The organism is Streptomyces sp. NPDC006691 (assembly GCF_042869955.1).
Lineage (GTDB): Bacteria > Actinomycetota > Actinomycetes > Streptomycetales > Streptomycetaceae > Streptomyces.
The window spans coordinates 46287-71884 of the sequence record NZ_JBIAGW010000004.1 but is presented as its reverse complement, the minus strand read 5'-3'; the positions used below and the strand labels follow the sequence as shown (position 1 = coordinate 71884).

Here is a 25598-nt window from a genome sequence, read left to right as displayed (position 1 = left end):
CTCACCCAGCCTCCGGAGGCTCCGTCATGTCCCAGCCGACGACCGACCAGCAGGCCGCGCCGCGCGGCATACGTGGTGTCGTCCCCGTCCTAGCCTTCGCCGGTATCACGGTCGCGGTGATGCAGACCCTGCTCGTGCCGGTCATCAAGGACCTGCCGGAGCTGCTCAGCACCTCGCCGTCCAACGCCACCTGGGTCATGACCTCGACGCTGCTCGCCGGCGCCGTGGCCACCCCGATCATGGGCCGGCTCGGGGATCTGAACGGCAAGCGCCGCATGCTCCTGTTCAGCCTCGCCATCATGGTGATCGGATCGCTGATCGCCGGCTTCACCGACCAGCTCATCGTGATGATCGTCGGCCGTGCCCTCCAGGGCTTCGCGATGGGCGCCATCCCGCTCGGCATCGGCCTGATGCGCGACGAACTGCCCCGCGAGAAGCTCGGCTCGGCGATGGCCCTGATGAGCTCCTCCATAGGCGTCGGCGGCGGACTCGCACTGCCGGCCGCCGCCCTGATCGCCCAGCACGCCGACTGGCACGCGCTGTTCTTCAGCTCGGCGGGCCTGGGTGTGGTGGCCATCGTGCTGACCCTCGTCTTCGTACCGGAGAGCCGGGTCAAGGCGGAGGGCACGTTCGACGTGTTCGGGGCGCTCGGCCTCTCCGCGGGCCTGGTCCTGCTGCTGCTTCCGATCACCAAGGGCAGCGACTGGGGCTGGGGTTCGACCACCACCCTCGGCCTGCTCGGCGCTGCGGTCCTGGTCCTCGTCCTGTGGGGCGTGATGGAGCTGCGCGTCAAGGCACCGCTGGTGAACCTGCGCACCACGGCCCGGCGTGAGGTGCTGCTCACCAACCTCGCCTCCACGATGGTCGGCGTCGCCTTCTACGCCATCTCCCTCGTACTCCCCCAGCTGCTCCAGCTGCCCTCCGCCACCGGATACGGCCTCGGTCAGTCGATGGTCGTAGCCGGTCTGTGCGTGGCACCGCTCGGCCTGACGATGATGCTGACGGCCCCGGTCTACGCCCGTCTCTCGGCCAAGTACGGCCCGAAGACCACCCTCATCCTCGGCATGCTGATCATCGCGATCGGCTACGGAGCGGGTCTCGGCCTGATGAGCGCGGCCTGGCAGACCATCATCATCTCGGTCGTCGTCGGTGCGGGCATCGGACTGGCCTACTCCTCGCTGCCGGCGCTGATCATCGGTGCGGTCGACCCGTCCGAGACGGGCGCGGCCAACGGCCTCAACACGCTGATGCGGTCGATCGGTACGTCGGTGTCGAGCGCCGTCATCGGCATGGTGCTCGCCAACACCTCGCAGAACTTCGGCTCGGTCACGCTGCCGACCATGCACGGCTTCCGCGTCTCGTTCCTCATCGCCACGGCCGCGGTGGCGGGTGGCCTCGCGCTCGCCGTCTTCCTGCCCAAGGGCCGCCCCGCGGCCAAGCCGCAGCTGCGCGCCAGCAGCGAGGAGGACGCGGTCCTGGAGCGGGCCACCGAGGCCCTGGCCGCTTTCCACGGCCAGGTCATCGGCGCCTCCGGCTCGCCCGTCGCCCACGCCAAGGTCACGCTGATCGACCACCACGGCCGCCAGGCCGGCTCCGCGCACACCGACGAGACCGGCCGGTACGCGGTGCCGGTACCGCGGGGCGGCGCCTACGTGCTGGCCGCGACGGCCGCGGGCCACGCGCCGCTGGCGTCCTCGGCCACCCACCACGGGGGCGAGGGCCCGGTGACGGTGGACCTTGCGCTGCCGGTGCCCGCTCTGTAGTCCCGGGGCCGGGATCGCACGGCGGATCGGTCGGCGACTCCGGTCCGCGGGCGCTGCCCAACAGGCGTGAGGCCCTCGGCCGGGCGGGAACATCCCGCCGGTCCGGGGGCCTCACGCCTGTTCCGGTACGGTCCGCCTGTCCCGGTTCGGTCCGCCTGCCCGGAAGCCTCACGCCTCTTCCCGTACGGTCCGCCTGTCCCAGGGCCGCACACCTTCCGGCGGCGGTGCCCGAGGCTCAGTCCTTGTCCGACACGGGCCGCCTCAGCAGGTAGGCGGCCGCGAAGCAGGCCAGCACCGCCATGCAGCCGATGAACACCAGGCCCGCGCCCTCCAGGCCGAGCGGCCCCACCAGGACGCCCACCCCGATCACCGGTACCGAGATGCCCGTGTAGGCGACCACGAACAGGGTGGAGATCACCGCCGCTCGATGGTTCTCGGGGGATGCCTGGGCCACCGCGGACAGCGCCGCACGGAAGGTCAGCCCCTGCCCGAAGCCGCCGACCAGCGCGCTCAGCACGATCAGCGGCAGCAGGTCCCAGCGGAGCGCCCCCGCGAGAAGGGCGAGCCCCACCAGGAGGGCGGCGCAGCCCGCGGGCAGCGAACGCCGCAGGCCCACCCGGCCAACGGCCAACTGACCGCCGGTCGAGGCGAAGAAGGCGAGCGCCACGACCAGACCGCTCGCGGCGTGGTTCTCGACGTTCAGGGACTGCGCGAGGAAGGCGGGGCTGATCGACGTGAACACCCCGAACAGCGCGAACCCCACGAACGACGCGATGGCCGCGGGCACGAACACCGGCCGTACCCGGGCCGGCAGCCCCGGCCGCTGCGGCCGCGCACTGCTGAGCGGCTGTCGCTCCCGTACGGTCTCGGGAAGCCACAGCACCACCGCGACCGAGGCGGCCACCAGGGCCAGGTGCACGACGAACGGCAGGGACAGCGGGTGGCCCGCGTACTGCGCGAGCAGTCCGGCGAGCAGGGGTCCGCAGCCGAGCCCGCCCATGTTCGCGGCCGTCGCCACGAACGTGGCCCGTGCGGCGCCGTCACGCGGCGCCAGGTCCATCACATAGGCGGTGGCGGCCCCGGTGAACAGTCCCGCCGACAGACCCGAGAACAGCCGGCCCACGTACAGCCAGCCGAGGGCGTCGGCCCACAGGAAGCACGCCGCGCTCACGGCGGCGAAGCCCAGGCCGCAGAGCAGCACCGGCCGTCGGCCCACGGTGTCCGACACGTTGCCCGCGAGCAGGAGCACGCCGATGACCCCGAAGGCGTAGACGGCGTAGACGATCGTGACCGTCAGCTCGGAGAAGCCGAACTTGTCCTGATAGAGGCCGTAGAGGGGGGTCGGGAGCGTGGTGCCCGCCATGCACACGGCGAACACCGCCCCACTGAGCAGACATTGACGCCATCCTCGAAGATCACCGTCCATGGCACCGACGGTAACGCCGCGAGCCGCTCCGCCCCGGCCCGCGGTGCCGGGCGCGCCGCCGTACTCCCCGCTCGCCGGCGGCGATGTCAGTGGGGCGTGCGACCATCCACAGCATGATCGTCTCGCCCGATTCCCTGTTGCCCGGCGCCGGTACGCACCTCTCGACCACGTACGCCGACTGGGTCACCGCCCACGACCCGGGTGCCGCCGAGGCCGCGCGCGCCCTGGTGGAGGAGATGCACGGCGAGCTCGGCCGGTCCTGGACCAGGCCCGGCCGGTTCGTCGAGGCGATGGCGGCCCGGTCGCGGCGGCTGCCACCGGAGCATCTGCCGTGGTTCTGGGACACGGTGGGGCATCGGCTGCTCGGCCACGGGAGCAAGCCCGGCGGCCGGGCCTATGCGGCGGCGCGGGCGGCCGAGGCCGAGCACGGACTGCCGGTGGATCCGGGCTACCGCAGGGCCAACGCGCTGCTGTTCGCGGCGGGCGGGGCCATTCCGGCCAAGGAGTTCGGGGCACATCAGCGCTTCCTCGCCGAAACGCTCGACCCGGCGGCGGCCCACACGGCGCTGGGCGAGTTCCTGACCGCGTGGGCGGGTTCGGCCGCGGACCTTCCGGCGGATCTGGTGCGCCGGACCCGGGCCTCCGCGAAGGCGGCCGGACACGGCGACGAGGAGGTCGCTCGGATACTCGGCGCGATCCTGTCGGTCACGCGGGCCAAGTCGGTCCCGGACGCGCTTCTGGCAGCCGCCGAGCCGGTTCTGACGGCTCATCAGCCTGGGCCGTCGGTCGCGGCCGGGCTCCTGGAGGTCTTCCCCACCGGGCCGGTCGACGGCGGCGCGTGGCTTCGGGTGCTCATCGGCAGCGGCGCCGCGCAGGCCATGGCGGACGGCAGGCTGGTCCCGGAGGGCGGCCTGCACCAGTGGGTCGGCAACTACACCCGCATGTACCAGTACGCCGCCCAGCGCGGCGGCGGAGTCGGGCAGCAGCAGCTGCCGGCGGAATTCCTCGATCTGGTGGGCCGGTTGGGGCCCCGGCTGCGGGCGGCGGGCACACCGGTGACGGTGCACACCACCCGGCACCATTACACCGCCCTGGACGCGGACGTTCTGGACGCCCTGCTCGCGGCGGAGGTCGCAGTCGTCGATCCGGGCCCCGAGACCCGCCTGCGGTTCTGGGGCGAGTCGTCCCGGCGCGATCTCGTCGCGCTGGCCGCCGACCCCGTGTTCGGCCCCCGCCTGGAGGGGACCGTGCACGCGGACCTGCTTCCCAACTGGTCGACGGCACACCGGCGTCCCGGGTCGGCGGTGACGCTGCTTCCGGGCAACGACGGCATCGCCCAAGGGGTCGCCGGGCGCGTGGGCAAGCTCGTCGACACCCTCGCGGGCGGTGGCATGGCCGGGGCCGAGGAGGCGGTGGCCGAGCTGGGGATCCTGCTCGACCGGCCGACGGTGACGGCACTCGGCGGGATCACCGACGCCCTCGCGGACGCGGCGGTGGCGGGCGCGCTGCGCCGCTCCCTTACCGCCGGCCTTCCGGAGGAACTGTCCTGGCCCGCGCTGGAGAAGGAGTACGCGCGATTCGCCGAGGAGGCCGGTCCGCAGGAGGCAGGCAGCCCCGCGCCGGGCGTGGCCGGAGTGACGGCCACCTGGCCGGTGCTCACGGTTTTCGGACGGGACCGGGCGGTGGCCGTCGGCCCCGACGGAGTGCGCGCCTCCTGCGACTTCACGGTCCCGGCGGATGCGACGATGTTCGCCGTCCACTACGTGGGCGGCTCGTTCCTGGTGAGCTGGACACTCAAGCCGAGCCCCTTCCACTGCGACACCGCCGTCTGGTCCGACCGCCCCGAAGAGCCGTTCATCCCGGACCAGGCCAGGGGTCTGGTGCCGTTCGGCGGCACCTTGGACGGTGCGTACGGCTTCCAGTTCGAGACCGCGGACGGCGGCGGCCGGCACGGCGGTCTGCGGGCGCTGCGCCCGGGCGGCACCGAGGGCATCGACGGGGACGAGCTACAACTTCGGGACGGCTCCCGGATCTGGACCAGGGGGGTGTACGGGACGCGCGACTGGGAGGCGGTCGACCCGGTCACCGGCGAGCCGCACGGACCGGTACCGCTACCCGAGTTCCCCGCACGCCCGGCCAGCACCGACTCCACGTCCGAGCCGTCCGAGCTGTCCGAGCTGTCCGAGCCGTCCGTGGAAGGCATGGCGCTTGCGCCACAAATCCTCCAACTGGCACCGCTACCGGCCGAGTTGAGTGATTCACCGCTGGGTTCCCGGGACGGCCTGGTGGGGACCCAGGTGCTGTTCCGCACCCGGCACCGCGACCACGCCCCCGACCACTTCCTGGTGCGGAGCATCGACGGCCGCGCGGCGCGCTTCGACATCGACCGGCCCGGCCAGGAGCCCTGGGCGCTGTGGGCGGCGCCGGAGGGGGCACTGGAGGACGTGGTGCTGGCCGGAGCGGAGACGCTGACCGGCGTGCGCGCCTACGCCGCCGACGGTTCGCTGCTGTGGGAGCTGGACGGCCACGACACCCCTCGCCGCCCACGGACGCAGCCGGTGCGCAGGATCACCGTGTCGACGGGCGTGGCCCTGCCCCCGGCGTTCTGGTACCTGCTGCGGACCCGGGACCGGGCCGGTTCGCGCGTGCTGCGGACGCTGGAGCAGCGCACGGCGGATGCTCTGCTCACGGCCGCGCTGGACGGCCCGGAGGCACTGCGGGCGGCCGTGGCCAGGCAGGTGCCGGGCATCACCGATCCGGCGCTCGCCGAGGCCGTGGCCGCGGTGGCCGAGCGGGCGGCGCGGGTGGAGCGGCGGCGACGGGCCCTGCACCGGCGCGTCACCATCCTTGCCGAGGCCCCACCCGTCCTGCCACGCGGCTCAGCACCGGACACCGAGCTGATGCCCGCCCTGTTCGGGCTCGTCCACGACGGAGAGCGCGATCCCTGGCGACGGGCGCCGGACGCCGCCCAGCCCGCGACGCTCGGCGCCCTCGCCGCCGACGGTGCCTGCCTGGCCGGGACGGTCACCGAGGAGGTGCGCCGGCTCTCACCGCCCGCGCCGCCGTGCGACTGGTCGCAGTTGCTCGGCGCGATCGACGCCGCCGCCTGGCGAGCGGCGGTGGCACCGACGCCGGACACCGAACGCGCCGCGCTGTTCGCGCTCCTGGAGACCTGGGCCGAGCAGCCCTTCGCCCGTGCGGGCAGTCGGTGGTGGGTGGGCCGCACCTCCGACGCGGCCGGCCTGGACGGGTTGCGGGCGGCCGGGACCGCCGTGGCCTGCGCGGCGGTACGGGCCGGAGGCAAGCGCCGCTGGTTCGTGGCGCCGGCGGCGGAGGATCCGGAGGGCGATCCCGTTCCGGCGGCGGTGACGGCACGGCTCGTCACGGTCGAGCGGGACGACGCGGCCCGCCTGAGGGCCCTGCTGACGGCGGTCGGCACGCACGGCCCGCTCCCCCTGCCGGATGCGGCGGTCGCGCGCTTCGCCGAACTCACCGGCGTACGAAGGCCCGTGGCGCGGCTCGTGGTCGCGGGGCTCGTCGGCCGGCCCGACCGCGAGGAGGACCGTGGCCTGGTGCGCGGGGCGCCCTACCGGACGCCCCCGATGGTGGCCGAGTCCTACGACCGGCTCCGCGCGAAGCTCGGTCCGGACGGGCAACGGGCGGTCCTGGCCGCCGCCCTCCCGCAGGACCCGGCGGAGCTGTGGCGGCCGGGCGGGGTGGAAGAGGCTGCGGCACGGATGGCCGGGGTGTGGTGCGAGCGGCTCGGCGCGCTGCCCGCGGTGCACGACGACGTGGCCGACGCCCTGGAGTCCGCCCTCGGCCTGCCCGAGGTGTGGGCCCGGCGGCTGGCGGGCGGATACGAGGCCGCCGCCGACGCCACCGTGGAGGCGGCGGGCTGGGAGCTGGCGGCGAGCGCGTACGGCACGGGCGTCGACGTCCGGGCGGTGCCACCGGCCGGGCCCCGGCCGCCGTACGGCACCCAGGTGGGTCTGGCGTACCAGGTGATGGCGGCCGCGCTGGCATGGGCATGGACGGACCGGCCCGTGGGCGACCCCGCGGTGGCGGGGGCGGTGGCCCTGTACGAGCGGCTGCGGGCCGAACTGGATCGCCCGGAGCTGCTGATGGCGCTGGCGCACGGCCGGGTCGAGGACAGCCCGGAAGGGATCGCGGGCCGGTTCGGGCCCGGACGGCTTCCGGTGGCCGGGAACGCCCGCAAGGCCCTGGGCCCCGTGCCGTCGACCGCGTACGACTCGGGCCCGCTGGTGGTGTGCGCTCCGGGCGGCGAGAGCTTCCTGCGTCCGGCGGCGGTCGCCGGCCCCGAGGCGTGGTACCGGGTCAGGGAGGTCACCGACTTGTCGGGAGAGCTCGACCGGGTGGCCCCGCTCCTCGTCGGCGGCGGCCTGGAGCGCATGATGCGCCGGTCCCTGTCCGGAGCGGTGCCGCCCGGGTCGTACGAGGCCGATCCTCGCCAGTCCTGCCCCGAGCTCGTCGCGCGGGTGGCTCGGGAGCTGGCGGTCGGCGTGGACGCGGCGGCGCTCCACCTCCAGCTCGCGACCCTGGCCGCGCCCACCGACCGCAACGTGCGGCGGTGGAACGGATGGTCGGCCGCGCGGCACGCCGAGGTCCGTACGGAGCTGCTCGGCACGGGTGCGGTGGTCGAGGCGAAGCGGGCGCGGGCGGGCCGGACGCTGTTCCTGCCCGGCGATTGGACCGACCTCAAGGCCCCCCATCTCCCCTTGGAGACCGTGAAGCTGGCGGCCCACGCGGTGCGCCCGCTCCGGCGCGACGAGATCCTCGCCCCGTACCTCCGGATCCTGCCCACGGCGCCGCTGCACGAGATGTTCGCGGAGGCATGGGCGCGGCGGTCCCGGACGAAGCAGGGGGATGCGACGTGACTCCGCGCCCCGTTCCGGACGGACGTTGCACCAGCAACCACCTTGACAGAAGGGGGAGTTGAGAGCGCAGGGCAACTCCCCCCGGGGTCCCTGTCAGCCGGACCGGTCCTTCCGGTCGTCCTTCTTCCCCTTCCCCTCGGAGCGGTGCGGCAGATGGGGCAGATGGCCCTGGCGCAGCTGCAACCAGACGTCACGGGCCCGACGGCCCGCGTGGGTGCGGCTCTGCGCCACCAGTTCGCGGGCCTCCTCCTCGGACTCGACCATGGCCGAGGACCCGCGCAGCGGCTTGCCCGCGGTCTCCCGCAGGAACAGCGCCGAGATCACCCCGATCACGCCGGCCACCATCAGGTAGTAGGCCGGCACGAGCTCATTGCCCGTCGCGTTGACCAGCGCCGAGGCCACCAGCGGAGTCGTACCGCCGAACAGCGACACGGAGAGGTTGAACGCGAGGGACAGGCCGCCGTAGCGCAGATGGGTCGGGAAGAGCGCGGGCAGTGTGGCGGCACTCGTCCCGGCGAAGCACACCAGGAGCAGCCCGAGCACGACGCAGCCGATGGCGGGCAGGACGATGCCGCCCTGTCGGATCAACTGGAAGACGGGCAGCGCGAGGACGACCATGGCGATGCCGCCCCACAGGAACAGCGGCCGTCGTCCGTAGCGGTCCGAGGAACGGCCCACGGCCGTGATGGTGAGGACGACGAGCACCATCGTGCCGAGCACCAGGAGCTGCGCGGTGAGCTCGGACTGGCCGAGGGTGGTGCTCATGTAGGTCGGCAAGTACGACGTCACCATGTAGTTGGTGACGTTGTAGAGCAGGACGAGCCCGATGCACACGAGCATGGCCTGCCAGTGGTGGGTGAAGACCTCCTTGAGACGGCCGCGTCCCGACATCCGCGCCTGCTCAAGACGCTCTTCCTCCTCGGGCGTGGCGCCGCCGCGGGCCGCCGCCTGCCGGCCGCGTTCCTCGGCCTCCTGGAACGCGGGCGTCTCGTCCAGCTTGAGCCGCATGTAGAGGCCGATGAGGCCGAGGGGGCCGGCGATGTAGAACGGGATCCGCCAGCCCCAGTCGAGCATCTGGTCCTCCGACAGGACCCCGGTCAGGACGGTGACCAGGCCGGAGCCGAGCGAGTACCCGACGAACGTGCCGAAGTCGAGCCAGCTGCCGAGGAAGCCCCGCATCCGGTCGGGTGAGTACTCGGCGATGTAGGTGGTGGCCCCGGCGTACTCGCCGCCGGTGGAGAAGCCCTGCACGAGCCGGCAGACGAGCAGCAGGATGGGGGCGGCGAGCCCGATCGACTTGTATCCCGGCAGGAATCCCACCGCGAAGGTGCTGATCGCCATCATGATCATGGTGACGGCGAGCACTTTCTGGCGTCCCACACGGTCGCCGAGGGGCCCGAACACGAGCCCGCCGATCGGCCGGACGACGAAGGCGGCGGCGAAGGTGGCGAACGTCGAGATGACCTGGGCACCCGGCGAGCTCGACGGGAAGAAGACCTTGCCGAGGGTGGCGGCGACATAGGCGTAGACACCGAAGTCGAACCACTCCATCGTGTTGCCGAGCGCGGCCGCCGACACGGCCCGGCGCACGGCGGGCTTGTCGGCCACCTTGACGTCGTCCGCACTCAGGCTCTTCTTGCGACGGCGCAGCAGCGTCCGCACCATGCGCTCGGTCTGCGGGCTCCCCGAGCCGAACCCGCGACCTCGATGACCCGGGGGTGTGGGCCCCGGCCTGCTTGATTTCATGGGCACCTGTGCGTCGTGTCGGTGGTTGTGGCGGTGGATCTGCGGTCGTGGGGTCGTGGACCGGCTGTCGAGCGGGGTGGGCGCGCCGCCGAGCACCGGCCTCGATGTCCGGTACGCGGCATACGTACCTCAACTCTCCACTGCTGGCGCGCTGCGCGCACCGCAAGCGCCGACGCGGCGTGTCGCCCCGGGCTCGCGGACACCCCGACCACCGGCGGGTCCCGGGCCACCAGCGCGTGCGGGGCCGCCCGGGCCGGGGTGGCCTGCCGCTCTCCGCTGTGCGCATGACTCTTCGTCGGGCCGTCAGCGGGGCGGGCACCAGCGCCCCTTGGCCCGTCTCCGCCGCTCCACGCCTCACGGAAGGCGCACTCGCGGCAGGACCACCCTGACCCCGCGCTTGTTCCCGGCGCTCGACCGGTTCCACGCCGCGCGCGCCGACTCGGTACCCGCTCTCGACGCGGACCCCGGGATCGTCGCTCGCGCGAGGGAACGCAGCCCGCCCGGCTCCCCCATGACCTTCGCCGTCGCTGACGCGCTGACCGAGGCGCGGCCGGGCTCGTACGACGCCGTCACCTGCGTCGCCACGATCCACCATCTGCCGTTGTGCGAGGCGCTCGCCCACTTCCGTCGGCAGCTCGCTGGTCCGGCACAACCGGGAGGGCGGGCGATGACAGCCCCGGCGCCGGTCGACCGGCCGCGCGCACGGCCGGTCGAGAACCTCCTCAAGCCGTGGCGAAGCTCATCACGGCCAGCGGCGCCGATGTCGGGGCGGGTGAGCCGCCGGCGGGTTCGACGGTGATGCCCATGCCCGAGGCCTGGCCGACCGGACCGGACAGCAGGACCGCCTCGGTGCCGCGGGCCGGATTCATCAGGCCCGCCGGACGCATGGTGCCCGCGTCGTCGAACCAGAGCTGGTAGACCTTGCCGGTCGGCGGGCGCGGCAGTCCGGAGGCCACGAAGACGGCCTGGTTCTTGCTGTGGGACACCACGAGCGTCCCGGTCGCGCCGCCCTTCAGGGTGCCGGTGGCGGCCTTCGCGTCGGGCGCGGCGAGAACTTCGGCGAGCTGCTGGGACTGCTGCTGGGCCGCGTCCGCCCGCTGCTGCGCGTTGTCGGCCCGCTGGTGCTGCCAGACCGCGACGCCGCCGAGTCCGGCGGCGGCCGCGAGGCAGGCGGCCAGCGCGAAGTGCGACCAGCGCGCCCGGCGCAGCCGGCTGCTGGTGGAGCCGGGCGGTGCCGGTGGGTGCGGGGAGTCCTGGCGGACCACGGCGATCCGTCGCAGCACCGCGGCCTTGAGCTCGACGGGCGGAGTGACCGAGACGGCGAGCCCGAGACGGCTCGCGGTGGCGGTGAGCTCGCGCACCTCCTGGGTGCAGGGCTCGCACTCGGCGAGGTGCCGTTCGAACTCGGCCCGCTCCTCCCCCGACAGTGCGTGCAGCGCGTACGCGCCGGTCAGTGTGTGCAGATCGGCGATGCTCATCCGGCCACCCCCAGGCAGTCGCGCAGCCGGATCAGTCCGTCGCGCAGTCGGGTCTTCACCGTGCCCAGCGGGACGGCGAGCAGCTCGGCCACCTCTCGGTAGGTCATGCCGCGGTAGTAGGCGAGCGTCACGGATTGCCGCTGGAGCTCGGTGAGCGTGCGCAGACAGCGACGCACCTGTTCGCGTTCCAGGCGGCTCTCCACCTGCTCGGTCACGTCGTCGAAGGCCGGCGTCTGTTCAAGGAGCGCGGCCCTGTGCTCGCGCTCGGTGGCCGCCTGCGCCGAGCGCACCCGGTCCACCGCCCTGCGGTGGGCGAGCGTCAGCACCCAGTTCATGACGCTGCCCCGGTCCCGCCGGTAGCGCGCGGCCGTACGCCACACGTCGACGAGGACCTCCTGGGCGACCTCCTCCGACTGGGCGGGGTCGCGCACCACCGTGCGGACGAGTCCGAGGACGGGACCGCCCACCGCGTCGTACAGCGAACTGAACGCGTCCTGATCACCCCGGGCCACGCGATCGAGCAGCTCGGGCAGGTCGGGCCCGGCGGAGCGGGCTCCGCTGATGTGCACCACTTCTTTCACGCGGTGATCCTCCTGGACATAGGTCGCTACAGGAGTCATTCGGAGCCGGTGCGCCCAAGGTTTGCTCCGCCCGGCAGGGAATTCCTCGTCGGACCCCGTACGTGGTCGACCGGGCCCGCCGAGGACGGCTCAGTCGGGCGGGGCGGGCGGATCCACGGGGCCGAGGGCCAGGGCGAGGGTGGTGCGGGTGTCGGAGGCACCGCGCTGGCGTGCCACCCGGTAGGCGTGGTCACCGATCGCGGTGCGGGCCCGCAGATCGGTGCGCTCGCGTACCGCGGCCAGTTCCGGAGTGCCGCGCTGCGGATGCCCGACGCTGCGCCAGTACGTCTGCCCGGTGCCCGAGAGCCGGGCGGCCTGCTCGCCCTCGCCCTGCTCGGCGGCGGCCGCCGCGAGCAGATCGACACCCAGAGCGATACCGAACCGGTCGCCGAGGCGGCGCTTCCCCCGCAGCATCGCCCGTGCGTGCTCCGCGGCCTCCGCGGGCCGGTCCTGGAACAGGGCGATCAAGGACAGCTGATACTCGACATAGGAGCGCGTCCAGACCTCGTCACGCCGCTCGCAGGCGGCGAGCAGCTGCCGGGCGAGCCCCTCCGCCTCGTCGTAGACCCCCAGCGCGGTCCGCGTGAACACCGTGATCAGACGGCACCGCAGGCGCGAGGGGGAGGCGAAGTCGTCCTCGGGGGCGACGGCGAGGGCGCTTTCGGCCAGGTTCTGGGCGACCAGGGGCCGGCCGGTCATCAGATAGGTGAGGCTCAGCAGATAGGCGGCGCCCAGGGTCCCCTCGGGGTCCTCGTCCTCCTCCGCGGCCCTGGCGCAGTGGGCGGCCAGCTGTGCGGCCGGATCCGGTTCCCCCTGGAGCAGCCGTACGACACCCAGCGCCCACAGCGCCCGGGTCAGCACCGGCCCCGGCTCCCGCTTCTCGACGAGGGCGCGCTCCAGGTAGTGGCGTGCCTCGTGCAGATGGCCGCAGCAGCTCCAGAAGAAGGCGACGCGGCCCGCCAGGTCGACCGCCGCGCTGTCGGATTCGGTCAGCAGGTGGTCGAGCGCCGCGCACAGATCGGGGTGTGCCTGCGCGATCCGCTGGTACTCACGGGCCTGTTCCGGGCCCAGCCAGCGCTCGTCGGCCTGCCGGACGACCTCGTGGAAGTACGCGGCGTGCTGGTCCTCCAGCTGTTCCCGCTCCCCGAGCTCCGCCAGCCACATGCCTCCGTACTCCTTGAGGGAGTCGAGCATCCGATGGCGCTCGCCGTCGCGCTGGACGACACACTTGACGACCAGCCCTGACAGTGCGTCAGCGACGCCTGTGTGACTCAATGGGCCTCCGGAGCACATGAGTTGAGCCGTTCGCACATCGAAGGGGCCGCGCAGCACGGAGAGCCGCGCCCACAGCAGCCGTTCGGCCGGGGTGCACAGCTCATGGCTCCAGCCGATGGTGGTGCGCAGGCTCGCGTGCCGGGGCGGGCGGGCGCTCTGCTCGCCACTCAGCACCGTGAGCGGAGAACCGAGCGCCCCGGCCAGATCCGTCAGACGGCGCTGCCGCAGCTGACCGCTCGCCAGCTCCAGGGCGAGTGGAATGCCTTCCAGGCGGCGGCAGATCGCATCGGCGGCCGCCCGCTCGACCGGGGAGTCCACGTCCACATCGGGTGCGGCTTCCGCGGCCCTGGAGAGCAGCAGCCGTACCGCGTCGCTGGGCGCGTGTGTCCCGCTCGTGCCGTCGACCGGCAGCGGACCGATGGCCAGCACATGTTCCCCGTCGACCTCCAGGGGCTGTCTGCTGGTGGCCAGGACCGTCAAACCCGGTGCGGCGCGCAGGAGTTCACCGAGCAGCTGACGGCAGTCGGCCGCGAGGTGCTCGCACGAGTCGAGGACCAGCAGCGCCTCACGCTCGGCCAGCCACGAGCACAGCGCGTCGGCGGCCAGCCGTGGCGTGTGGTCCGCGAGGCCGGCCGCGTCGGCGACGGTGGCGATCAGCAGGTCGCTGCCCATGAGCGGCCACAGTTCGGCCCAGATGACACCGTCGCGATGACCGGGCGCCCCGCGTGCGGCGGCCCGTAGCGCGATCCGGGTCTTGCCGACCCCGCCGGTTCCGGTCAATGTCACCAGTCGGTGCACGGAGAGGGCCTGCTCAACGCGCCGCAGTTCCTCCAGCCGTCCCACGAAGCTGCTCGTCTCGTCAGGAATCATGCCCGCCATGGCGCACAGTGTGGCCCACGAGCGCAGGCGGCGTGCGCCGTTCCGCACCGGACCACCCCAGGGGGAGTCGGCGGCCCCTGCCGGGAGTCACACCATCGAGCGCACCAGGCGTACGCATGTGCCGCGAGTTCGTCACTGAGCCTGCCGTGGAGCCCGTCGTGGAGCCGGACCGCTCGGGTCGAGGCGGGTTCGGGCGCCCACGGACCGGGAGCACGCGGACCGGGAGCACGCGCCCCCGCGGGTGTGACGCCCCTGCCGGGCCGCGCCCCGCGGGTGTGGCGCCCCCTGACCGGGAGTCACCACGAACAGTCCGCACCGTCGCGGACGCGTGAGCAGCGTCTTCGCGGGGACTCGACAGACATGACAGAGGCCTCACACACCCCGAGTTCGTACTGGAGCCGGTTCCGCGGCCGGCCGGCCGGCCCTTCGGCGCGGCATACGGTGGACGCGGCGCCGGAGGAGGAACCGGGCGGCACCGCCGCGACCACGGCCGCGCCGGACGACGCCCGACCGGACCACGAACCCAGTGATCCCACGGACCTCCCGGCCCGCTCCTGGCTCGCCGTCCTGCGCCGTACCGGCCGGGAGTTCCTGGACGACGACCTGCCCGACAAGGCGGCCGCCCTCACCTACTACGGGGTCCTGTCCCTGTTCCCCGCGCTGCTCGTGCTCGTCTCCACGCTCGGGGTGATAGGCGAGAAGGCCACGCGCGGAATTCTGGACAACCTGGGCCATCTCACCCCGGGGCCCGTCCACGATCTGCTCGACAGCGCGGTGCGGCAATTGCAGGACAACGGGGGTACGAGCGGGATCGTCGCGGTGGTCAGCCTGATCGCGGCCCTCTGGTCGGCGTCCGGCTATGTCGCCGCCTTCATCCGCGCCGCGAACGCCGTCTACGACCTGCCGGAGGGCCGCCCGGTGTGGAAGCTGACGCCGCTGCGGCTCGCGCTGACCGTCACGCTGATGGTGGTGCTCGCGCTCAGTGCGGTGATCGTGGTCTTCACGGGCCCGCTGGCGCAGCGCGCGGGGGACGCGATCGGGGCGGGCGACGCGGCGGTCGCGACCTGGAACATCGCGAAGTGGCCGGTGCTGCTGCTTCTGATGGTCTTCATGGTGGCCCTGCTCTTCTGGCGCGCCCCCAACGTCCGTGGCCCAGGCCTGCGTTGGCTGAGCCCGGGCAGCCTGCTCGCGGTCCTGCTGTGGCTCGCCGCATCCGGCGGCTTCGCGCTGTACGTGGCGAACTTCGGCTCGTACAACAAGACGTACGGCACGCTCGCCGGGCTCGTCATCTTCCTGATCTGGGTGTGGCTCTCGAACCTGGCGATCCTGCTCGGCCTTGAACTGGACGCCGAGCTGGCCCGCCAGCGCGCGATCAGCGGTGGTCACCCCGAGAGCGAGGAGCCGTACGTGGAGCCCCGCGACACCCGCAAGTGGCCGGCGCGGCTGCGTCGCCGGGTGCGGCGGCGCCGAGGCACCGTCACCAAGTGAAGTGGCGCCATCCGCAGGGCAGTTGACGTGTCCGGCGATCGGGTCGGGCTGCCGCGCCACCCGCGCGGCAGCCCGTCCGTGACTCCCCCGACTCTCCGACTCCCCGGCCGCGCTCAGATCGCCATGGCCTCCTGGATCCAGCGGTTCACCCGGTACGGCATCCACCAGGCGAGTTCCCCCACCTCCAGGACGAGCCGCTCGCCGAGGAAGTCGGCCAGCACGGCGGCGGGCACCGATGCCGCCGGGGCTCCGTAGGCCAGGGTCTCGATGGTCTGGCGGTACTCCGGCTCCTCGGCCGTGAAGCGGCGCAGATCGCCCCAGCGCCGGTCGCGGATCTGCACGAAGCCCGGGCCCTGGCGCCACAGGCACTTGCAGAGGTAGTGGCCGTCGCGCCAGCGGCGCAGGTCCCCTGCCGCGTCCCCGGTCCCCTCCAGGAGCTGTGGCGGCTGGAGGTGGCTGAGCGTGCGCCAGGTGTCGTCGGCCGCCGCCGGGTCCAGACGCAGCTTCCATTCGACCAGGACGGCCCGGGCCGTCAGGTCGCGGACGAGGCTCAGGGCGCGCACCGCGCGTTCGGCCGCCCCCGGGGCTTCGAGGCCGGCCAGGTCGATGGCCTCGGGCAGCCGGACTCGGCGGACACCCAGCTCCCAGAGCCGGTCGCTCTCCTCGGCCAGGGGGCCGGTCAGTTCCAGCTCGCCGAGGTACATCCCGGGCAGGGTGCAGGCCTCGGGGTCGTAGTCGCGCCAGGTGGCGACCGTGAGGGCTTCGATCGCGGTGGTGAGGGCGGTGCTCATCGGGCTGTTCCTCCTGCTCCTGTGTCGGACCCGCGCGGGCTCAGACGCTCACGGGCTCGGGCCGGGCGGGCTGTGCGTCGGCGTCGAGCGCGGCCTGTGCGTGGCGCATGAAGTCGAGGCGCAGCAGGTCCTCGTTGACGGCCGAGGGCGCGATGTGGACGTACTGGCCCCCGTCGGTGAAGACCAGGCCCAACGCGAGCCAGGAGTCCAGCAGTTGGCGCACCTCGCTCTCCGCGCGCGCGGCACCCTTGGCGCGGGCCGCGGCCTTGCGGGTGAGCGCGGGGATCGCGTGCGGCTGGTCGAGGAGGCGGAAGACGGCCAGCTCGAACGGGTCGGTCAGCTCCATCGCGCGCCAGGAGAAGGTGCGCCGCCGGCTCACCAGGACGATGCGGTCGCCGAGGTCGTTGTGGGTGAGCCGGGCGTCGGCATGGTGCTTCTTCCAGGCGTCGAGGGCGTCGTTGAGTGCGGTGACCGTGGGCTTGGTGATGCCCCGCTGGGGAGCCTCGAAGACGTACGCCAGGTCGTACAGCTCGGACTCGGGCAGGTCGTAGGTGAAGCGGTAGTGCTTCTCGGGGCGCAGTCCGTCGAAGCCGAGTTCGGGCCGGTTGAAGTACGGGCTGAAGCGCTCGATGGCGATCCGCGCGGAGCGGTCGACCGGTGGGTTGAGGTGTTCGAGCGCGGGGATCTGGGCGATGACCGGGTCGTAGTCCTCGGCGGTCTCGCCCGGGAAGCCGTGCAGGTAGTTCCAGGCCACGGAGAGGCCGGTCTCGGCTCCGTCGCGGAGCATGCGCACGTTCTGGCAGCCGCTGACGCCCTTGTCCATCAGGTCGAGCACCCGGTTGTTGAGGCTCTCGATGCCGGGCTGTACGTAGATGAGTCCGGCCTCGGCGAGCGTACGCAGTTGGCTGCGCCGCATGTTGGCCTTGATCTCGATGTGCATCCGCAGGTCGTAGCCGCTCTCCATGATGCGGGGCAGCACCGTGGTGAGGTATCCCATGTCGAGGATGTTGTCGACCAGGTACATGTCGAGCACCCGGTGGCGGCGGGCGAGTTCCATGATCTCTTCGAAGAACGTGTCCGGGCTCTTGGAGCGGAACTGCATGAACGATCCGTTGAGGCCGCAGAACGTGCAGTGGTGCTTCTCGCCCCACCAGCAGCCGCGTGCGCCCTCGACGACCAGCTTGGGCTCGACCCAGTTGCGGGCCACGGAGGAGCCGAGACGCTCGAAGTAGCCGCTGTAGTCGGGCGCCAGGATGGTGGCCGGCGGCAGCGGGCTCGTGGCCATGGGGTTGACGACGCTCTCGCCCTCGGGGCCGCGGTAGCACAGGCCCGGCACCTTGGCGAGGGTCTCCTCGCCCGCTGCCTCGGCGATCGCGGTCAGTAGCTGCGGGAAGGCGGCCTCGCCCTCGCCGCGGATCACGTGGTCCACGAACGGGAAGTTGCGGTGGACGGCCTCGCCCTGCTCGCCGTCGCAGTTGGCGCCCCCCATGACGGTCACGATGCCCGGGGCGAGCCGCTTGACGTGCTTGGCGGCGGCGAGGGCCGCGGTGTTCTGCTGGAAGGTGGAGGTGAAGCCGACGACGTCGGGCGCGTACGCGACGATCCGCCGGGCGATCATGTCCACGAACTCCGGTGCCTGGCGGTGGAGTTCCTGGGACATGCGCAGCCGCGACGCGCCGAGTTTGCCCTTCATCGCGGCCGCGAACTCCTCGTCCCGCCAGGTGGGGTCGTCGTAGAGGGCGGAGGAGAACACCCAGTCGCCGCAGCCCATGAAGTAGGAGGAGAGCGCGTAGTACTCGTAGTCGTCCGCGGTGAATTCGGTGTGCTCGGTGATCCAGTCGGTGAATTCGAGGTTGGCGTGCAGGACTTCGGCGCCGGCGCCGGGCACGCGCTCGTCCACGCTGCGCTTGAGGATTCCCAGAGCCAGCGAGGGAAGATCGATGGGCGACCAGGGCATATTGACCAGCAGAACACGCATGTCGGCTCCTCGGGATGTGCGGAGACGTGGAGTGAACAAGGCCCGGGGGGCCGGAGTTGGGGTATTGCCCGGCCGGTCCCGCGGCGCACGGGCCACGGGACCGGCCGGCGAGGATCAGTCCTCTTCGCCGTCCTCGGCGTTACGGAACGGGACCGTGACGGTCACGCCGACGCTCGGCTTGCGGTTTTCCTCGTCACCCGCGAGCGGGTCATTGTGGATGATGTCCTTCTGCATGGCCGGAACTCCTCTCTGTGTGGGTACTGCGTGCTCCGGCGGGCGCTGGGGAGCGCTCCCGTCCGGAATCCCCGCTCCGGTCGGAGCGGGGCGTCTTGGGGGTGGTGGTACGGGGCCGGCTCCGGCGCAGTTCGCGGTCGAGGAAGACCACGGCGCGGCGCAGCACGGCCACGTGGTCGTCGGCCTCGTAGCCGTCGTGACCGGTGTCGAGCCACATCGACTCGTGTGGCACACCGGCGAGTTGGAGGGCCCCGAGGTAGTCGCGCACCTGGCCGGGCGGGCACTTGGCGTCCCGGGTGGCGGCGACGACCAGCAGGGGTGCCCGGACGCCGGCGGCGTAGTGGCGGGGCGAGCTGCGCTCGTAGCGCTCGGGCACCTCGTCGGGGGTGCCGCCGAACAGCCGCTCGTCCAGGGCGCGCAGGGCCGGGGTGGTGGTGCGGTGGGCGGCCGCGCAGTCGGCGACGGGTTTGACGGCGACGCCCGCCTGCCACAGCCCGGGGTGCGTGCCGAGCGCGAGCAGCACGAGATAGCCGCCCCAGGAGGTACCCCACAGTCCGGTCTCCCGCGCGCGGACGAGGCCGCGGGCGACGAGGTCGGCGCGGACCGCGACGAGGTCGGCGACCTGGGTGAGCCCGACGCCCTCGCCGAACGCCCGCCGCCAGCGAGGACCGTAGCCGGTGGAGCCGCGGTAGTTGACGCGTACGACGGCGAAGCCGGAGGCGACGAGGGAGTGCACCACGCCGTCGTAGGCGTCCCGGTCGTGGTCGGCGGGGCCGCCGTGCACGAGGAACACCGCGGGGACCGCGCCGGTACGGCCCTCGGGCAGGCTGAGCAGCGAGTGCACGGGACCGTCGGGACCCGGGGTCCACAGGTCCCGGTGCTCGCCGGGCACCCGCTCGGGGATTCCGTGCGTCGGGGGCAGCCCGGTGCCCGCGGTGGAGATCATGCGGGGCGGTGTCGCCGTGTCCGTCCAGAGGAGGTGCACATCGGATCCGGCCCGCGGCGCCGCGTCGAGGAGGGTCCCGCGCGGGGTCGGTACGGGCTCGACGGTGCGCTCCGCGAGGTGTACGCGGTGCAGGATGCTGCGGCCGTGCCGATCCTGGCGGACCAGGAGCGAGGCCCCGCCGGGGTGCCAGTGGGCGGTGATCTCGGTGTCGAAGGAGCACCACGAGTGGGTGACGATTCCGACGCCCGGTCGCCAACTCGCCAGGAGATAGCGGTCGTTGACCTCCCGGACGAGCAGCAGTTCGGCGCGCTCGGCGGTGGGCGCGAAGCCCAGCGCCCACAGTCGCCCCTCGGGCCCGTCCCCGGTGAGCACGGCGCGCGGGGTGCCGTCGTCGGCGAGTACGGTCACCGCCCGTGCCGAGCCGGCCGCGCCGCTCAGGGCGAGCAGGCGGCCGTCGGGGGTGATGCCGGACAGGGTGGCGTGCCCGTCGACGCGCGCCACTTCACGGGCGGCGCCGCCACGCGGGCCGAGGTACACGGCGGTGGAGCGGGCGGCTCCGAGCCCGATGGCCACGCGTGCGCCGTCGCTCACCGCGAGGCCGCGCGGCTCGCCCTCGGGCACGCCGAGCAGTCCCGGCAGATCGGGGCCGCCCTCGAACGGCTGGAACCGCCAGCGTCCGGCGCCGTGTTCGTCCTCGTCGAACCACCACACCCGGGCGTCGCGGTCGATCGCGCCGTGCAGCGTGCCGTGCGGGCGGTCGGTCACCCGGCGGGCCGTGCGGGTGTCGGCGTCCCAGGTGAACACCTCGCAGCGGCCGTCGGCGTCGGCGGTGAACACCATCTTGGCGGGCTGCGCGGCACACACCTCGGGCAGGGCCGCGCGGTAGACCTGGTAGCTCCTGCTCATGCCGTCGCCCCCGTCAGCCGTGACCGTACGACGGTGGTGTGCAGGGCGAGGGCGGCGAGCAGCCCGGCGCAGACCACGGCGGGCGCGGCCGTCCCGAGCCTGGTCACGAACACCCCGGCCACGACCGGCGCGAGTGCGGCGGAGCCGCCGGCGGCACTGGCGAGGACGGCGCCCGTGCGGGCCTGTAGCGAGGGTGGTGTCTCCTGGAGGGCGCGGGACTGGAGCACTACCGCGACGAGTGGCATCAGCAGGCAGAACACCCCGAACAGCGCCCCGTAGGTCCAGGGCCCGTCGGCGGTGGCGAGACCGGCGGCGAGCGGGACGAGCAGCCAGGTCACCGTCACGAGCAGTCGCGCGGCACCGATCCGCCCCACCACACGCGGTGCGGCCAGCGACCCGGCGAGCCCCGCGGCTCCGGACAGCGCCAGGACCAGACCCATGGGCGCGCCACCGTGTCCGCCCTTTTGCAGGGTGAAGACCGCGCCGTAATAGAGCGCCACGATCACCCCGTTGACGGTGGCGGTCCAGGTCACCACGAGCCGGAGGAAGGGTGAGGTACGGACGAGGGCGAGCCCGGCGCCGAGTTCGTTCCGCGTTCGCCGCACAAGTCCCTTGCCGGGCAGGGGTGTTGAGCCTCCACGCACCGGATCCGCGGTCGCTTCGAGCGCCTGCGCCGAGGGGTCCGTCGCGGTCTGCGGGTCGGGGCGACGCTCGGGCCGCAGGTCCGAACGCAGCGCCCGTACGCACGCGGCGGCGACGGCGTACGAGACGACGTCCGCGAGGAAGGGCAGGGCGCGGGCGACCTGGTAGAGAGCGCCGCCGAGCGCCGGGCCCAGGATCAGCGCGCCCTGGTCCCCCGCCGACAACCCGGCCACCACGCGGGGGGAGTCCTCGGGAGGGGCGATCATGGCCACGGTGCCTGCCGCGGCCGCTTCGTACACGGCGGTCGCGAACCGCTCCACGAGGACCGCGCCGAGCACGAGGGCGAGCGGAGGCTCCCCCGTCACCACCGCCCCCGTCACCCCGGCCATGGCGAGGGCCGAGATCGTCGCCGACCAGAACATCACGGGCTTGCGCGCCCCCCGGTCGGCGGGGACGGCGGCCAAGGGGGCGAGCAGCAGTCCGGCCGCGGTGGACACACCGGCGACAAGGCCGACCGTCGTGGCCGAGTGGCCGAGCCCGAGGAGCAGCAACGGCAGGACGACGCCGGAGGCCTGGGTGCCGAGGGCGTCGGAGGCGCTCGCCCACCAGAACAGCCGGACGTCACGGGACACCGGCCGACGGGCCGCCCGTCGTCCGGCGGCCGTGGCGCCGGGGGCCATCAGCGTCCCGCCCCTGAAGAGGTCCCTGGCAGGCCCAGGGACTCAGGTTCGCGCACAGCCACCCCACAGTTGGTCAAGTTGCGAAGAATATGTGCAGGAATCGAAACGAGCGGGAGCCTAACCAGGCGCCCGCTCGGCTCACAAGAGCTGCGGCACCGAGGCCGGAATCGAACTCTGTAAGGGCCGGGCAAAGTAACCGATTACTTGATCGGTGGTTCACGCCGTCCATCGGCCGACCCCAAAGGGACGAAACGGAAAGACCGCGTCCGCACGGCCGGCCCCCGAACACACCTTCCACTCCCCCGCGCCCCGCTTCGCGGCGGCGAACGCCCAGCCCCTGGTGGCGGGTTCGTGCACTCCGTCCGGCATATGCACCTTCCCGGCGGCGAACCGGTGGCCGCCGCCGTGTTCCGGCCGCACCACGACCGGAGCACCGCCGCGCCCGACCGCCCCGAGCGGCGCCACGCCCCCGGACACCCGCCGAGGGCACGCGCGCGGAACGGTTCCGTCCAGCGGACTCATTGGCCGGAAACGAGCGTGCCGGGCGACGGACGCCCGGCGCACACGGAACCCCGGACTGCCATCCCGCAGTGATCAACTACAGCTGTACAGCCACCAGTTGGGCCGTCAGGCGGCGTCCCGGTACTCCGCGAGCGCCTGACTGCGGATGCGTGCGCAGGTGCGGCTGAGCAGACGTGAGACGTGCATCTGCGAGATGCCGAGCTCGGTGGCGATCTGATGCTGCGTCATGTCCTGGAAGAACCGCATGTGCAGGATCCGGCACTCGCGCTCGGGCAGCGCCCTGAGGGCGGGCTTGACCGCCTCACGGTCGACGACGGTGTCGAAGGCGGGCTCGGGGGCGCCGAGCATGTCGGCCAGGGCGAGCCCGTCCCCGTCGGAGCTCCGGGACTCCCCGTCCAACGACAGGCTGCGGTAGGACTCAAGCGCCTCCATGCCTTCGCGTACGTCCTGCTCGTCGATCCCGCACCGGGCGGCGAGCTCACCGATGGTGGGCTCGCCCGGCCGCACGTCCTGGAGGTCGCGCCGCGCGATACGGACCTTGTTGCGCAACTCCTGGACGCGGCGCGGGACATGGACCGCCCACAGATGGTCCCGGAAGTGCCGCTTCAGCTCGCCGTCGATGGTCGGGATCGCGTACGACTCGAAGGCGCCGCGCGCCGCCTCGTACCGGTCGACGGCCTTCACCAGGCCCATCGCGGCCACCTGGTACAGGTCCTCCAGTTCCGCGCCGCGGTTGCGGTACCTGCCGGCGAGCCGCCTGGCCATCGGGAGCCACCGCGCCACCAGGTCGTCCCGCAGGGCGTCGTGCGCCGGGCCGGGTTCGAGCGCCGCCAGGCGTGAGAAGGCCTCCAGGGTGTCGGGCGCGTCGTCGTGGTTCCTCGTACGGGTGCGCACGGTGGTCGGCATGACGGAACTCCTTGGACGTCGGGTCGGCTCCCACGGCCCCGCAGGACTCCGCCCAGGACGCACCCGGATGCGGCACGCCCCGGCAGGGTGGAACTCCGCGGGCGTGCCTCCGGTCCGAAGCACACACCGCGCCTGCCCGCCACCCGGCCACCCAAACAGTCCTCAGGCCCAACGACCGCTCCCCCGTGCCGGGTTGAGCGGATCCGCCGCTGCCGGCACCGCCGCGCCCCCTCACCCGTGAGGGCGAGGGGGCGCGGAACAGGTGCGGGCAGCGGCGTCACTGCGGGGACGGGCTGCTGCTCGCCGTGGCGTGACACGTGCCGCCCTCCACCATCTTCAGGTGCTCGGCGACGATCGGGCGCGCCTCCTTGGCGGCGGCCTGGATCTGGCTGTCGGTACCGGACTTGAGCTCCTTGTCGATGAGCGCGAGCACCTGCTGGTGGCCGCTGCTCTGGACCTTGAGCCAGGCGGTGTCGTAGGCGGCGGTGCCGTTCATCGGCTTCAGCGCGGACAGCGACTTCTGCTGAGCCGCGGTGGGCTCCTTCGGCAGCGAGATGTTCTTGGTCTTGGCGAGTGCCGCGCCCTTGGCGTCGAGCTTGGTGTGGTCGCGCACGATGATGGCCGCGACCTGTTTCACACAGCTGCCGCTCGCGTGCGTGGCGGCGTCCTTGCCCGCGGCGATCTCGGCCAGGTTGCCCTGGTGGATGGCCTGGAGGAACACCGCGTCCGCGGTGGCGGAGGGGCTGGCCGCACCGAAGGCGGCCGTGGTTCCGGTGAGGGCCAGCGCCGCGGCGGCGGCCGTCGTGGCGATGTGGGTGATGCGCATGGGTACCTCCACGTGTCCGTGGATCGGGTAGGGGCCGCTTCGGCATCCGGACCGCGCTCGGCGCCTGTCCGGGCAGGGCCCGACCCTCGTCATCCTAGGCGCGCTCTGTACAGCGCGCCTCTCCAGATCACTCCGCGTGACCACCGGCCGGAGACCCACCCGAACGCCCCGTTGCCCACCACGCAGACCGCGGCGACCTTCCGTACGTCAGGGGGTGTCCTTCCTCGTCGCCTTCGGGCAGCCCCGCGGCGTTCCTGTTCCCCGCCCAGCGGGTTACGGCCGGCCTGCCCCATACCGGACTCACCCCGGCGGTTCGGCTGCCCGGCCCGCGGGTTCAGCCCACCCGGGCGATGTGCTGGGTGGGCCGGACCGTGGGAGGCCACCACTCGATGAGCAGCATGGTGGCGTCGTCCCGCAGATCGCTGTCCTCGCTGTCGAGGATGGCGTGGATGAGCCGGCGCAGTGACTCCGCGGGCGGCTCGCCCGAGGCGGTGGCCAGGATGATGGAGTCCGTGAAGCGGTCCATGCCGAACTCGCCGCCGCCCGGGGTGCGCGCCTCGGTGACTCCGTCGGTGTAGAGCAGGACGCGGTCGCCGGGTTCCAGGGCCGTCTCGTGCAGGTCCCGGGCGCCCTTGCCGAACCGGGCCGGCAGACCCATGGGCGGCTGAGGGGTGCGTTCGAGGGCACCGTCAACGACCCGGCCGGCCCGGATCAGCACAGGGGGCGGGTGACCGCAGTTGGTCCAGCTGAACACCCCTGAAGCCAGGTCGAGTTGGGTCAGGATGCCGGTGCAGTACTTGTCGGGCAGCCACTGGGCGAGCGCCTGGTCGATGGTGTCGACCAGGTCGAGCAGCCCGAGGCCGGCCCGCCGGGCGCTGCGGCATCCTGCCAGGGCGACCGAGGTCGTCAGGCCCGAGGCGAGGTCGTGGCCCATGGCATCCAGGATCGCCACGTGCAGGGTGGACTGAGTGAGTGAATGGTCGAAGGCGTCGCCGCCGATCTCGTACGCCGGTTCGAGCACGGCGGTGGACACCACGTGGTCGTTGCCGATGGTGCGCGGCGGCAGGAAGGCGCGGAGCATTTCGGCGGGCAGCTGCATGCGCTCGGCGCGGGCCCGGCGGGCGAAGCTGTCGCTGTAGGCGCGCTTCGAGGTGATGGCCATGGCGATCACCCCGGCCAGCATCCGGCAGCGGCGCAGCCGCACCGCGTCCACGGAGCGCGCGCGTACGCCGAGCACGCCGAGGCGCTCGGCCCCGTCCACCACGGGCAGCCAGACGCACAGCAGGCCGCCCTCCACGTCCTCCACCCGCAAGGACACCGTCCGGTAGCACCAGCCCGCGACGGACGCGTCGATGTCCAGCGTCGGAAGCCCCTCGGTCAGGGGGACCAGGCTGCGCTGCTGGATGTCCGTCAGATGGATGGCGATCTCGCCCAGGCCGAACGCCTCGGCGCAGCGGTTGACCAGGAGCGGGAGGTCCATCGGGGCCGCACTGTGTGCCTGCGCGAGCAGCTCTTCCAGCAACCGCTCCCCGCTGCCCGGTTCTTCGGCGTACTGCGTGCTCACGGCCGACCACCTCCTGTCCTGTGAGGCAGTCTC

General features: G+C 73.0%; 16 protein-coding genes. 4 read left to right on the top strand and 12 right to left on the bottom strand.

Annotation, left to right across the window (positions count from 1 at the left end; all coding sequences use genetic code 11):
- Positions 1–26 precede the first annotated feature (26 nt).
- Positions 27–1763, top strand: coding sequence for an MFS transporter (locus ACFYNP_RS10355; protein ID WP_388410819.1), 1737 nt, complete (start codon positions 27–29; stop codon positions 1761–1763).
- A gap of 235 nt (positions 1764–1998) precedes the next feature.
- Here the strand turns inward: ACFYNP_RS10355 and ACFYNP_RS10350 are convergent, their stop codons facing one another.
- The gene (locus ACFYNP_RS10350; RefSeq protein ID WP_388410822.1) at positions 1999–3189 is read right to left on the bottom strand and encodes an MFS transporter; all 1191 of its coding nucleotides are present in this window, start codon (positions 3187–3189) and stop codon (positions 1999–2001) included.
- A 113-nt stretch (positions 3190–3302) separates the two neighbouring features.
- Between ACFYNP_RS10350 and ACFYNP_RS10345 the strand changes: the two genes are divergently transcribed.
- A complete protein-coding gene (locus ACFYNP_RS10345; protein WP_388784418.1) occupies positions 3303–8084 on the top strand; it encodes a hypothetical protein in 4782 nt (1593 codons plus the stop codon).
- 93 nt (positions 8085–8177) lie between these two features.
- On the opposite strand, the gene proP is transcribed toward ACFYNP_RS10345, so the two are convergent.
- Positions 8178–9749 carry a glycine betaine/L-proline transporter ProP gene (gene proP / locus ACFYNP_RS10340; protein ID WP_388410827.1) on the bottom strand — a complete coding sequence of 524 codons (1572 nt, stop codon included), beginning with the start codon at positions 9747–9749 and terminating at the stop codon, positions 8178–8180.
- Between the two features lie 79 nt (positions 9750–9828).
- Between proP and ACFYNP_RS10335 the strand changes: the two genes are divergently transcribed.
- A complete protein-coding gene (locus ACFYNP_RS10335) occupies positions 9829–10629 on the top strand; it encodes a class I SAM-dependent methyltransferase (RefSeq protein ID WP_388785254.1) in 801 nt (266 codons plus the stop codon).
- Here ACFYNP_RS10335 and ACFYNP_RS10330 read toward each other — a convergent pair.
- The 3 genes from ACFYNP_RS10330 to ACFYNP_RS10320 all read right to left on the bottom strand — a co-directional run bounded on the left by ACFYNP_RS10330 (position 10553) and on the right by ACFYNP_RS10320 (position 14082).
- Positions 10553–11308 (bottom strand): anti-sigma factor domain-containing protein, encoded by a 756-nt coding sequence (locus ACFYNP_RS10330; protein ID WP_388784416.1) that lies wholly within the window; start codon positions 11306–11308, stop codon positions 10553–10555. The two genes, ACFYNP_RS10335 and ACFYNP_RS10330, sit on opposite strands and share 77 nt — an antisense overlap.
- Positions 11305–11889, bottom strand: a complete 585-nt coding sequence (locus tag ACFYNP_RS10325; protein WP_388410836.1) for a sigma-70 family RNA polymerase sigma factor — start codon at positions 11887–11889, stop codon at positions 11305–11307. Before ACFYNP_RS10325 ends, ACFYNP_RS10330 begins: the two co-directional genes overlap by 4 nt.
- Positions 11890–12018: 129 nt before the next feature.
- Entirely contained in the window at positions 12019–14082 is a 2064-nt protein-coding gene (locus tag ACFYNP_RS10320) for an ATP-binding protein (protein ID WP_388784414.1), read from the bottom strand.
- A gap of 360 nt (positions 14083–14442) precedes the next feature.
- Between ACFYNP_RS10320 and ACFYNP_RS10315 the strand changes: the two genes are divergently transcribed.
- Positions 14443–15570: a YihY/virulence factor BrkB family protein gene (locus tag ACFYNP_RS10315; RefSeq protein ID WP_388784413.1), complete on the top strand. Its 1128-nt coding sequence runs from the start codon at positions 14443–14445 to the stop codon at positions 15568–15570.
- Positions 15571–15683: 113 nt separating this feature from the next.
- On the opposite strand, the gene ACFYNP_RS10310 is transcribed toward ACFYNP_RS10315, so the two are convergent.
- From ACFYNP_RS10310 to ACFYNP_RS10280, 7 genes are all read right to left on the bottom strand, one after another.
- Positions 15684–16361, bottom strand: a complete 678-nt coding sequence (locus ACFYNP_RS10310; RefSeq protein ID WP_388784411.1) for a DUF5825 family protein — start codon at positions 16359–16361, stop codon at positions 15684–15686.
- A 40-nt stretch (positions 16362–16401) separates the two neighbouring features.
- Positions 16402–18339 carry a RiPP maturation radical SAM C-methyltransferase gene (locus tag ACFYNP_RS10305; protein WP_388784410.1) on the bottom strand — a complete coding sequence of 646 codons (1938 nt, stop codon included), beginning with the start codon at positions 18337–18339 and terminating at the stop codon, positions 16402–16404.
- Positions 18340–18547: 208 nt separating this feature from the next.
- Positions 18548–20425 carry a S9 family peptidase gene (locus tag ACFYNP_RS10300; protein ID WP_388784409.1) on the bottom strand — a complete coding sequence of 626 codons (1878 nt, stop codon included), beginning with the start codon at positions 20423–20425 and terminating at the stop codon, positions 18548–18550.
- Positions 20422–21699, bottom strand: coding sequence for an MFS transporter (locus ACFYNP_RS10295; RefSeq protein ID WP_388784408.1), 1278 nt, complete (start codon positions 21697–21699; stop codon positions 20422–20424). The genes ACFYNP_RS10300 and ACFYNP_RS10295 overlap by 4 nt, the downstream gene beginning before the upstream one ends.
- A gap of 675 nt (positions 21700–22374) precedes the next feature.
- Positions 22375–23175: a SigB/SigF/SigG family RNA polymerase sigma factor gene (locus ACFYNP_RS10290; RefSeq protein ID WP_388784406.1), complete on the bottom strand. Its 801-nt coding sequence runs from the start codon at positions 23173–23175 to the stop codon at positions 22375–22377.
- Between the two features lie 277 nt (positions 23176–23452).
- Positions 23453–24001, bottom strand: a complete 549-nt coding sequence (locus ACFYNP_RS10285; protein ID WP_388419121.1) for a DUF4142 domain-containing protein — start codon at positions 23999–24001, stop codon at positions 23453–23455.
- Between the two features lie 334 nt (positions 24002–24335).
- The gene (locus ACFYNP_RS10280; RefSeq protein ID WP_388419123.1) at positions 24336–25565 is read right to left on the bottom strand and encodes a PP2C family protein-serine/threonine phosphatase; all 1230 of its coding nucleotides are present in this window, start codon (positions 25563–25565) and stop codon (positions 24336–24338) included.
- Positions 25566–25598: the final 33 nt, after the last annotated feature.

Excerpts from the sequence above, each read along its gene's own strand:
- ACFYNP_RS10355 (WP_388410819.1), top strand. The coding sequence starts at position 27 with ATGTCCCAGCCGACGACCGACCAGCAGGCCGCGCCGCGCGGCATACGT.
- ACFYNP_RS10350 (WP_388410822.1), bottom strand. The coding sequence starts at position 3,189 with ATGGACGGTGATCTTCGAGGATGGCGTCAATGTCTGCTCAGTGGGGCG.
- ACFYNP_RS10345 (WP_388784418.1), top strand. The coding sequence starts at position 3,303 with ATGATCGTCTCGCCCGATTCCCTGTTGCCCGGCGCCGGTACGCACCTC.
- proP (WP_388410827.1), bottom strand. The coding sequence starts at position 9,749 with ATGGTGCGGACGCTGCTGCGCCGTCGCAAGAAGAGCCTGAGTGCGGAC.
- ACFYNP_RS10335 (WP_388785254.1), top strand. The coding sequence starts at position 9,829 with ATGGGCACCTGTGCGTCGTGTCGGTGGTTGTGGCGGTGGATCTGCGGT.
- ACFYNP_RS10330 (WP_388784416.1), bottom strand. The coding sequence starts at position 11,308 with ATGAGCATCGCCGATCTGCACACACTGACCGGCGCGTACGCGCTGCAC.
- ACFYNP_RS10320 (WP_388784414.1), bottom strand. The coding sequence starts at position 14,082 with ATGGCGGGCATGATTCCTGACGAGACGAGCAGCTTCGTGGGACGGCTG.
- ACFYNP_RS10315 (WP_388784413.1), top strand. The coding sequence starts at position 14,443 with ATGACAGAGGCCTCACACACCCCGAGTTCGTACTGGAGCCGGTTCCGC.
- ACFYNP_RS10310 (WP_388784411.1), bottom strand. The coding sequence starts at position 16,361 with ATGAGCACCGCCCTCACCACCGCGATCGAAGCCCTCACGGTCGCCACC.
- ACFYNP_RS10305 (WP_388784410.1), bottom strand. The coding sequence starts at position 18,339 with ATGCGTGTTCTGCTGGTCAATATGCCCTGGTCGCCCATCGATCTTCCC.
- ACFYNP_RS10300 (WP_388784409.1), bottom strand. The coding sequence starts at position 20,425 with ATGAGCAGGAGCTACCAGGTCTACCGCGCGGCCCTGCCCGAGGTGTGT.
- ACFYNP_RS10290 (WP_388784406.1), bottom strand. The coding sequence starts at position 23,175 with ATGCCGACCACCGTGCGCACCCGTACGAGGAACCACGACGACGCGCCC.
- ACFYNP_RS10285 (WP_388419121.1), bottom strand. The coding sequence starts at position 24,001 with ATGCGCATCACCCACATCGCCACGACGGCCGCCGCCGCGGCGCTGGCC.